The organism is Lacimicrobium alkaliphilum, assembly GCF_002591895.1.
GTDB lineage: Bacteria > Pseudomonadota > Gammaproteobacteria > Enterobacterales > Alteromonadaceae > Lacimicrobium > Lacimicrobium alkaliphilum.
The window spans coordinates 47411-56424 of the sequence record NZ_NISX01000024.1 but is presented as its reverse complement, the minus strand read 5'-3'; the positions used below and the strand labels follow the sequence as shown (position 1 = coordinate 56424).

Genomic DNA, 9014 nt, shown 5'->3' with positions numbered 1-9014 from the left:
CACAAAATCCTTTACACTCTCCTAAACGGACGTAATAAGTGTCAAGCGAGCAAAGCCAGATAACCCCAACACACCTGATCAGTATTGCGCCTTTTCGCACACCAATTAATCTGCGTAGTGAGCGACTGACAGAGTCTGAACTGGAGCAGGTTCGAGCCGAACTGGCCACTATGCTTCCTAATCAGGGCTTTACGGTGCAGGCGCCCGACTGGCCGTTTGGCTATGGTTCGTTAAACCATGATGCCATTCCCGGTTTTTTTCAGCCCATCGCATTTGTTGTTCCCACTGATGAGCTATTTCAGTCAATCAGCCAGTCCGATACAAACATCAGATTGCTGAATTTTCAGGTACACCTTTACGATGACACGGTAGCAGTACTTTTCGCTCAATGGGAGGTGAAGGCTGAACCATCAACGAAACTTGACAGAACTCTGACTGCCCTGACTAATGATCTGGTCTGCAGAGTAGTGGATGAGCTAATGCAACCGTTGGCAGAGCAGTTGAGTAATAAAACTCCGGTATCATGGCGCTGGCGCAGTATTGAAGAGTTTGTGGTTTACCGTGACGTCGCCCGGCAACAGCTTTTAAACCGTGAGGCCTTATGGGTGGCCCGTATCGCGCTGGTGAACAGTCAAAGTCATGACTATGAGCAGTGGATGACATGGGCCGACGCACAGGAAGACACAGTACTACAAAATAAGCAGTTTTCACTCTATGTGGGGTCAGGCAACAGCCTGCTGATTGATTGTGATTCTGCACAGGAGCAGCGTAATCTTATCCGGGCCATGAGTCTGTGTCAGTTTTATTCAGTGATCCTGTCGTTATATTTGCAGCAACTGAACGATGATCTCAGTCAGTTAGAGATTTATGTAGCCCGGCGGGGAATTTCACGGGCGAAAAACAGACTGCTGCGCCAGGTTGAGAATAAGCTGGATCATCTCGATTATGTGCGCCTTCAGCATGGCCAGGCGTTGTATGGTGTGCAGGGAAGTCGCCGCACTATGGTCAACACTATTCATGAAGCCTGGAATACCACGGGGCAGTTTGACAATGTGATGGGCTGGGCCGGACTACTCAGGGAGCGCATATCAAGGCGTTTTCAGGAACGGCGAATAAAGCAGGGTAGACTGGTGCAGGCGTTGCTGGCCTTTATTGGCGGTCTGGCAATACTGGACATTTCGCTGGTTATGTTGAGTGAGAGTGAAGGGCTGCGGGAAGATCATTTACCCGGAATGCTGGATCTGTTTTACCGTCTGCCAGCCGATGGCGTACTCTATGGTGCTGTGGCTATTGTGATCGCAGTGGTGTTTCTGATTTACCGTAGCGAGTCCTGATATGAAAAGTATTGTTCCGGCACAAGAAAACGGGCGATTGAAGATTATTGCCTTGCTCGGCTCAACATCTTCAGAGCTTGAAAAGATTACCGGCTATATTGGCCGGCAATTAACCGAAGGCTTTGGTGGGGTGTTTATCAGCAAGGGGGTGGGGTTCTGGTCAAAAGAGGGGAATAACCATCAGCGACATTATCCGCCGGAGTCGGTGATCCAGGAAAGCAGTTTGCGCATTGAGCTGCTGGTGATGCCTGAGCGTAAAAATAACGCGCTGGAATTGCTTGGCCGTGTGGTTCGCGATGCCAACCAGAAGTATCAGCTCGATTGTCAGTATTTACACGTTGAGGTGATTGACGCTGCGGCGGCACATATGGTGATCGTTGACACAGAGTAGGCTTTTCAGCACAGACGCGAAAAGCCATAAAAAATGGGTGAACCACTTCGGTATAGTGAACAAAAAAGCCGCTGAAATCAGCGGCTCTTTATGATCAGTCTGACGGTTTTACGGGTTCAGACTGGATGGCTTACCGGCCGGCGCATTCGCCTGATTACTCAGGCTCGACTGACTGGCAGTCTTGCCTGATTTTTTCAGCCCCTGGCGCTGTTCATTGTCTATGGCTGAGATGGTGATCTCGCTGAACTCATCGCTCAGGCTTGAGGGTTTTGCCATGGGGTGAGACATAAAGCTTACCTTTTTCACCGGCTTTTCGGATATCACCTCTACTGACTTGCTCTCGTCTTTTGCCGTTGTTTTCGGCTCTGCTTTTGTCTTTGCTTCAGACGTTGCTGCCGGCTTTTCAGAGACCTCTTCAGATTTCTCCGCTACAGGCTCAGCCTGTTTTGGTTCATCCGGTTTAGCATTAGTCGGCTGCTCAGCAACTGCAGACGGTTTCTGCTCTTCAGTCGCTTGGTCTGCGGTTTTCTCTGCTTTATCATCAGTCTCGTCCAGGGCTATTTCAACCTGTTCCGGGGTTTTACGCCGCGGCTTACGAGGTGCTCTTTTGGGTTTCTCAGCCTTGGGTGTTTCAGCTTTCGCCTTAACTTCTGTGGCTTCAGATTCCTCTTTCTTGTCAGACGCAGCTGTGGCTTTTGCCGACTTCTCCGTCTTTTCGGCCTCAGGCGCTTTTTCAACAGATTCGGATGCAACGGCTTTCTCTGTCGGGGATGCGTCTGCCTCAGCGCCTTTGCTTTGCACTTGTTCAGTATTTACCTGTACAGGTTGCTCAGCCTCAGGCGTGTCTTTACCAATGTCATCGGTACTCGGGGCACCTACAACTTTGCTGGCCTGCGTGCTTTTTGCTTCAACGGCTGCTGATGTATTATCTACCGGAGGCACATCGTTAAGGGGTTGTGCCTTGTTTTCACTGTCAGCCGGCTTAACTTCTGCCTCATCAGCATGACTCAGGGTAGACTGTTCAGGGCTCTCTGCCTGCTGTTCCTCTGCCTGATCCTTACGACGTTTCTGACCAGCCGCTCGGATATGGCGAGGCGAGCGACGACTACGATTACGGCTGGTTTCAGCACCTTTCTCATCAGTCGTGGTTGTCTGCTGATTGTCTTCGTCAGTATTTTTATCAGTCGAAGATGCTTCAGTCTCTGCCTTTTTCTGACCAGCTGTTTCAGCCTGAGCAGGTTTCTGACTCTCAGTTTTGGCCTGTGCCGTTGTTTTGCCCTGATCTGCTTCTGCAGCCTCGGCGACATTCTGCTCTACATTGGTGAGATCTTCTTTGTCCTGCACCCTTACGCTGCGTCTTCTGTCACGACGTTTACGGCGTTCGGCAAGCTGCTGCTTCTGGGTATCCTTAGTTTCAGCTTGCTCTTGTTTAGCCTGAACAGGTTGTTCCTTGGGTTGCGTTCTGGCTGATTTCTTTTGCGTATCGGCATTATCAGCACTGTCTCTGCGAGGTTTGCGTGTGGCAGGTTTACGCTCTTGTGGCCGTTCAGATTGAGGCTTACTGTCCTGGGGTTTTGTGCGTCTGCCTTCACCGCGGCGATTGGCATTTCTGCCACCACGTTGATTACCCGTTGCGTCTTTATTCTGATTCTTATCATTGCCTGATTTTGCTTCGACAGGCTCTTCTTTGAGCAAGTCACCCAGCCACTTACCCAGTTTCGCCAGCAGGGAAGGGCCCTGAGGTGTGTTCTGTGCAGGCGCAGGGGTTGATACCTTCGCTGCAGGTGGGGCCTTAGGTGGTGCAATCAGCGTCTTCAGAGCCGGCTCTTCACGGGCAGGCTGACTACTGGTGGGGCGATCGGCTTCTATGGTTTTCACGTCATCCAGCTCTACGTTGTAGCTGACATCGCTGATCTGATCGTCGGACCGGTGACGGGATACCCGGTAATGGGGGGTCTCCAGATTCGGGTTGGGTATGATCAGCAGATTGACCTTATGACGTCGTTCCAGTTCGGCTACAGAAGGACGCTTTTCATTAAGAAGATAGGTGGCCACACTGACCGGCACCTGAGCTTCAATTTGCCCGGTATTATCTTTAATCGCTTCTTCTTCCATCAGTCGCAATACTGACAATGCCAGAGACTCTGTACCGCGCACCGTTCCGTGTCCGTCACAACGAGGGCACACATGATGAGCGGATTCACCCAATGAAGGTCGCAGGCGCTGACGAGACATCTCTAACAGCCCGAAGCGGGAAATACGGCCTAACTGAACCCTGGCTCTGTCGGGGCGCACGGCATCGTTGAGACGTTTTTCCACTTCACGCTGATGGCGAACCGGACCCATATCGATAAAGTCGATAACAAACAGACCTCCGAGATCGCGAATACGTAATTGACGTGCAATTTCATCGGCTGCTTCAAGGTTGGTATTCAGAGCCGTTTCTTCAATATCACCGCCCTTAGTGGAACGAGATGAGTTGATATCAATAGAAGTCAGAGCTTCGGTCTGATCGATCACTATAGAGCCACCGGATGGCAGGCGCACATCACGCTGAAATGCCGATTCAATCTGGCTTTCTATCTGATAGTGGCTGAACAGGGGCACATCGCCCTGATAACGTTTTACGCGGTTGGAAAAATCAGGGCGTACCAACTCGATATGTTGTTTGGCGAGATCGAAGATTTTCTCATCATCGATCAGGATCTCACCGATATCACGGCGCAGATAATCACGAATAGCACGAATGATCACGTTGCTTTCCTGATGGATAAGGAAAGGGGCAGGGCGCGACTCTGAGGCTTCAGTGATGGCTTTCCAATGGGTCAGCAGTACGCTTAAATCCCACTCCAGCTCTTCAAAGGATTTGCCGACACCGGCGGTACGTACAATCAGGCCCATACCGTCAGGCAGACTGAGTTTATTCAGTGCCTGTTTCAGTTCAGTGCGCTCGTCGCCTTCAATACGACGTGAAATGCCACCGGCACGGGGATTATTGGGCATAAGTACCAGGTAGCTTCCGGCAAGACTGATAAAGGTCGTCAGTGCTGCACCTTTCTGGCCTCGTTCCTCTTTGTCTATCTGTACGATGACTTCCTGGCCTTCCTTGATGGCGTCTTTTATCTGCGGACGGCCCTCAAAGTTGTAGCCTTTGGGAAAATAGGTACGGGCGATTTCTTTTAAGGGGAGGAAGCCGTGGCGCTCGGCACCATAATCGACAAAAGCTGCTTCCAGGCTGGGTTCAACCCGGGTGATTTTGCCTTTGTAAATATTGGATTTTTTCTGCTCATGACCCGGGCTTTCAATATCCAGATCATACATTTTTTGCCCGTCTACCAGGGCAACACGCAACTCTTCTTGCTGGGTTGCGTTGATTAACATTCTTTTCATATTGTGACTCGATAGGTATCGATCACTATCGGCGAACAGTACACCACCAATCTAGTCTTTGTGGGCAGTCTCCCGACTGGCAGGTGGCTCTAGCCTGAGCAAATTCTCTACTTGTTTAATCTTTAATACTTGCCAGGCATGTTTGGCCGGGCAGGTGTCTAAACTGGTCTTATGCTGTGCTTCGATAGCAATCTGGTAATAATAATTTGGTTTTATATCCAAGCGACCTAGGGGTATCTTGGCTATATTGCCTGGGTTCTGTTTTGTCTGGCTTAAACGAACTATTACACTCTTCGCAGCCGACCTGTTTCGCTCATTCTCTACGCGTATTATCGCTGTTGCGTACAGAACCCGTTCTGCAATCTGGCAGAAATGGCCTTTTTCACGACCAAAAGCCCGGCGATTATCGCATGCTTCCTGTGCGTCAGGCAAGTTAATAAAAACTCATGCTAAGGACTGTAATTTCAGTGGTTTGTATAGTAAATGCCTGTAATTTTATAACCGGACAGTTGCATCAGGGTAATTATGTGCTTCACAAAGGCTAAATTGGTGGGATAACAGGCTGAAAAATCGAAGCAAAAAGCGTCGTAACCCGGCCAGTAATTGAGTAGAATAGCCCCCCTATGACAGAATCTACATCACCTAAAGTACAATTTATCTTCGTGGATCCGGAGCTGGAAGGTCAAAGAATTGATAATTTTTTGCGCACTCAGCTTAAAGGCGTACCAAAGAGCCTGATTTATCGCATTTTGCGAAAAGGTGAAGTGCGGGTTAACAAAAAACGCATCAAACCTGATTATAAGCTACAGGCTAATGATCAGGTTCGTATTCCGCCTGTTAAAACCGCAGAAAAAACAGAGGGCCCCTCGGCCAAACTGGACAAAGTATCGGCCCTTGAAGATTGCATTCTATACGAGGATGAGCTTCTGATTGCCATTAATAAACCTTCGGGAATGGCCGTGCACGGTGGCAGTGGCTTGAGCTTTGGCGTAATCGAAGCACTCAGGTCGTTGCGTTCACAGGACAAATTTCTGGAGTTGGTACATCGGCTGGACAGAGACACCTCTGGTTGTTTGTTAGTGGCTAAGCGTCGTTCCTGCTTAAAGGCCCTGCATGAACAGTTGCGGGATAAACAGGTGGATAAGCGCTACCTGGCGTTGGTGGTGGGGAACTGGCCTGACAGCCGACATAAGGTCAAGGCACCGCTGAATAAGAACACCCTTAAATCCGGTGAGCGCATGGTTTCTGTGGAAACGGAAGGAAAGGCCTCTGAGACCCGTTTTCGGGTACTGGAGCATTTCAGTGGGGCGACATTGGTTGAGGCCTTTCCGGTGACCGGCCGTACTCATCAGATCCGCGTGCATTGTCAGCATGCGGGACATTCTATTGCCTGTGACAGCAAGTACGGTGATGAATATTTTGATAACAGAATGCGCAAATTAGGACTCAGACGCTTATTCCTGCATGCCGGCAGTATCAGTTTCCTGCACCCTAAAACAGGTGAGACCCTGAAATTGCAGGCACCGCTGGAACCGTCATTAAAAAAGGCGCTGGACGCCTTACGTCGGGAAGTATAAGCAGTATGTATAAGTTGGTTATTTTTGACTGGGACGGCACATTGATGGACTCCTGTGGCCGCATCGTTTCGGCCATGCGAACCTCTGCCAGACGCGCAGGGTTGCCTGTACCAGAAGAGGCCGCGGTGCGGGATATTATCGGTATCAGCTTGCGCCCGGCCATCGCCCGCTTGTTTGGCGAATTACCAGAGCAGCAGTCTGAACTGTTATTTGAACTTTATCGTCAGGAGTATGTGGATAATGATCCCACGCCAACGCCATTGTTTGGTGGAGCCATCGAGTTACTGGAACAGATCAGACAGCGCCAGATGTTGATGGCTGTGGCCACAGGTAAGGCCCGCAGAGGATTAAACCGGGTCTGGCAACAGACAGGTACCGGGCATTTTTTCAGTGCCTCACGCTGTGGCGATGAGACCCGCTCTAAGCCCGATCCGGATATGCTTGAACAGATTCTGGCCGAATTGTCGGTTCAGCCCCATGAAGCGCTGATGATAGGGGATACCTGTTATGACCTGCATATGGCGGAACAGTTAGGAATGGATCGTGTTGGTGTCAGTTTTGGTGTGCACGAAACTGCACGTCTGCGCCAGCACAAGCCTAAAGTGATCGTGGACTCACTGGCTGAGATTGCTGAGCTGATTTTGTAGACCGGGCTTTATGTCCAGGGATGGACGGTATGCCGACGTTGCAGGGATGCACCTCGTCGGCCAACCCGACAGCCGAATCCGAAAACACCAACCACCCGAAAAGAAATATTTACCACAGAGGCGATGTAGGGCCGAATTCATTCGGCTTGCCTGTTTAAGTTGGCGGAGTCAGGCGAATAAATTCGCCCCTACAGCCCCTCCATTGTTATTTTCGTTCCCGCAATCCAGCAGCCTTTGCGCAGGTCGCGGCTTAAGTCCGACACTTCAATGAGCAAAGTTGCTGGACGAGTCCGCTTCGCTCCTTGCAGGCTACGATTCTGAGTTAATCCTGTAGCTCTCTGTTTTCTTTGATCTCGCTGAGGCGCAAAGGCGCTGAGAACTTTATACTTATAACCTCAGAGCCCTCTGCGGCCCTGCGAGAGAATAAATATTACACCAGCGCATCGATACCTTTATTACGCAGCATTTCACTGAGCAGAATCAATGGCAGGCCGACCAGAGTATTGGGATCCCGTCCCTGCAGACGCTTAAACAGGCAGATGCCCAGCCCTTCGCTTTTAAAACTGCCGGCACAGTAATAAGGCTGCTCCTTGCGCAGGTAGCCTTCTATTTGTTGCTGGCTAAGCTTACGAAATACGACGTCAAAAGTTTCCACTTCAAGCTGATAACTCTGATCATGACTGTCAAACAAACATAAGCCGGTATAGAAGCGAACAGTTTTGCCACTGGCGGCGCTAAGTTGTTCGATTGCCGTATCATGGTTAAGGGGTTTGCCGATAATCTCATCCTCAATGCAGGCCACCTGATCAGAACCGATGATCAGGGCATCGTGGTGCTTATGGGCGATACTTTCAGCTTTTTTTAATGCCAGGCGAGTTACCAGTTGCTCTGCCCGCTCATTGTTATGGGGCGTTTCGTCACAATGAGGGGTATCACATGAGAAGGGTAAACCCAGCTTTTCCAGGCAGGTTTTTCGGTATACGGAGGTAGAAGCAAGAATAAGATCTTTCACCGATGAATCCGTCAGTGTGTTTTAAGCTGGCTTATAATGTTAGCAACAAACGGGTTACAGAGCAGCCTTGTGACCATTGTCGCGCAGATATTTTCTTTGACTCCACCCCCTTCAGGCTATAATATGCGCGCCCTATGCAGAAAGTGAAACTGCCCAAGCAGCTAGATCCGATCAGAAATGCCGTTAAACGCGCCGAATATATTGGTGTGTTTCAGGCTGTTGATTTGGTCAGGCTACAGCAGGCGGTTGCATCGGCGGCACACGACATAGATGTAGAAGTCAGCTTCAGTAAAGACGCACAGGAACTGGCTTTTTTTGAAGGTCGCGTTAAAACGCAGGTATCACTTATCTGTGAAAGGTGTAATGAACCTTTCACTCATCACTTGGACGTGTCATTTTGCTATTGTCCTGTAAAGGACGGGCAAGACATCGATGAGTTACCGGAGGCTTACGAGCCGGTTGAAGTTGATGAACATGGAGAAATCAATTTACTCCAGCTTTTAGAAGACGAACTGATTTTAGCCCTGCCCATTGTGGCTTTTCACGCAGAAAAAGACTGCAAACGGGGTGCGGAAGAAATGAGTTTTGGAGAGATTGAACCGGCCGCTGAGCGTCCAAACCCCTTTGCGGTGTTGAAAGAACTTAAGCGAGATCAGGAGTAGG

7 protein-coding genes are annotated in these 9014 nt (G+C 49.9%); 5 read left to right on the top strand and 2 right to left on the bottom strand.

Features of this window, described 5'->3' with window-relative positions; all coding sequences use genetic code 11:
- Positions 1-38 precede the first annotated feature (38 nt).
- On the top strand, positions 39-1334 hold the full coding sequence (locus CDA54_RS17985; protein WP_099036432.1) for a hypothetical protein: 1296 nt from the start codon (positions 39-41) through the stop codon (positions 1332-1334).
- A 1-nt stretch (position 1335) separates the two neighbouring features.
- On the top strand, positions 1336-1725 hold the full coding sequence (locus CDA54_RS17980; protein ID WP_099036431.1) for a hypothetical protein: 390 nt from the start codon (positions 1336-1338) through the stop codon (positions 1723-1725).
- Between the two features lie 108 nt (positions 1726-1833).
- Here the strand turns inward: CDA54_RS17980 and rne are convergent, their stop codons facing one another.
- On the bottom strand, positions 1834-5115 hold the full coding sequence (rne, locus tag CDA54_RS17975) for a ribonuclease E (RefSeq protein WP_180237272.1): 3282 nt from the start codon (positions 5113-5115) through the stop codon (positions 1834-1836).
- A 623-nt stretch (positions 5116-5738) separates the two neighbouring features.
- On the opposite strand from rne, the gene rluC reads away from it, so the two are divergent.
- Complete coding sequence (rluC, locus tag CDA54_RS17970; protein ID WP_099036429.1) at positions 5739-6692, top strand: 23S rRNA pseudouridine(955/2504/2580) synthase RluC; 954 nt, start codon at positions 5739-5741, stop codon at positions 6690-6692.
- A gap of 5 nt (positions 6693-6697) precedes the next feature.
- Positions 6698-7339 carry an HAD-IA family hydrolase gene (locus tag CDA54_RS17965; protein WP_099036428.1) on the top strand — a complete coding sequence of 214 codons (642 nt, stop codon included), beginning with the start codon at positions 6698-6700 and terminating at the stop codon, positions 7337-7339.
- 430 nt (positions 7340-7769) lie between these two features.
- On the opposite strand, the gene CDA54_RS17960 is transcribed toward CDA54_RS17965, so the two are convergent.
- Positions 7770-8351, bottom strand: a complete 582-nt coding sequence (locus CDA54_RS17960; protein ID WP_099036427.1) for a Maf family protein — start codon at positions 8349-8351, stop codon at positions 7770-7772.
- 134 nt (positions 8352-8485) lie between these two features.
- On the opposite strand from CDA54_RS17960, the gene yceD reads away from it, so the two are divergent.
- Positions 8486-9013: a 23S rRNA accumulation protein YceD gene (gene yceD / locus CDA54_RS17955; protein ID WP_099036426.1), complete on the top strand. Its 528-nt coding sequence runs from the start codon at positions 8486-8488 to the stop codon at positions 9011-9013.
- Position 9014: the final 1 nt, after the last annotated feature.